The sequence below is a fragment of the Staphylococcus sp. HMSC069E10 genome, from assembly GCF_001809205.1.
Lineage (GTDB): Bacteria > Bacillota > Bacilli > Staphylococcales > Staphylococcaceae > Staphylococcus > Staphylococcus hominis.
Window position 1 is genome coordinate 1 of the sequence record NZ_KV796507.1, and the last position, 917, is coordinate 917.

General features: G+C 31.0%; 1 pseudogene. It reads right to left on the bottom strand.

Features of this window, described 5'->3' with window-relative positions:
• Positions 1-917, bottom strand: a pseudogene (locus HMPREF2561_RS10915) (hypothetical protein); the annotation flags it as partial.

Here is a 917-nt window from a genome sequence, read left to right on the forward strand (position 1 = left end):
TTTTTCATCTTTAGCAATTGCTTCTTTTTTAGCTTCTTGTATTTCTTGCGCTTGTGGCGATTCGTCTGCTAAGTTATTTGACAACTCATCTTTAATAGCATTTTGTTGTGCTACAATTTCTTCCGCACTATTATGTTCATTATTAATATAATTATTTTCTTTTACTGTAGTTTCAGCTTTAGCTTCTTGTATTTCTTTTGCTAATGGTGATTCATCTGCTAAATGATTTGATGTTTCTGATTGAATTGCTCGACGTTGTGCTGCAAGCTCATCGGAAGAAATACCTGTATTTTTTCTATTTTTTAAGTCTTCAATTTTATGTCTTACATTATCAATTGTTTCTTCTGTTTGTTGTTTAATACTATAATAATTATCTTTAACTTCTTGTTCTTTTGCTTTTAAATCATCAATTTTTTGGTTTGCTTTATTTTTAGTTAAAAGTCCAATAGTTGAGCCAATGATTGCACCGGTAATAAAGCTAACAATAAAACGTTTACGAGACTTAAATCTTGGATCATTATAATAAGTTTTATAATCAATCTCTTGATTAGTATCACTAGCAGCTTGATTTGAGAATTTTGGATGATTATAACTCTCATAGTCATCACGATTATAATGTGGTGTATTAACAAAGTTGTTTTGATCTAGTTGATTTACTCCATGACCGTGTAAGTCATTACTTGAGTTATTTGTTTCAAATGCATCTCTATCGTAATGTTTTGTTGCACTTGTGTGCACATCACCATTAGGTTGATTTACACCACGACCATGTAAGTCATTACCTGAGTTATTTGTTTCAAATGCATCTCTATCGTAATGTTTTGTTGCACTTGTGTACACATCACCATTAGGTTGATTTACGCCATGACCATGTAAGTCATTACCTAAGTTATTTGTTTCAAATGCATCTCTATCGT